The sequence below is a fragment of the Monashia sp. HAY1-5C genome, assembly GCF_056755255.1.
In genome coordinates this window covers 1-261 of sequence record NZ_JBPGXG010000446.1, presented here as the reverse complement: position 1 = coordinate 261, position 261 = coordinate 1, and the positions used below count along the sequence as shown (strand labels likewise).

The window sequence follows — 261 nt, the reverse complement described above, 5'->3', positions numbered from 1 at the left end:
CGCCGCGTCCATCTTTCGCGAGGGTGCCAAGCTGGTTGCCGCCGGGATGAACCCCATGGACCTCAAGCGCGGCATCGATCTCGGCGTTACCGCCGTGCTTGCGGAAATCAAGGCACGCGCCACCAAGGTCAAGTCCTCAAGCGAGATCGCGCAGGTCGGCACGATCGCCGCCAATGGCGATGCCAGCGTTGGCGAGATGATCGCCAAGGCCATGGAAAAGGTCGGCAACGAAGGTGTCATCACCGTCGAGGAGGCCAAGAC

1 pseudogene is annotated in these 261 nt (G+C 63.2%); it reads left to right on the top strand.

Features of this window, described 5'->3' with window-relative positions:
• Window positions 1–55: 55 nt before the first annotated feature.
• Window positions 56–261: pseudogene (gene groEL, locus ACR9ZK_RS22385) on the top strand (chaperonin GroEL); the annotation flags it as partial.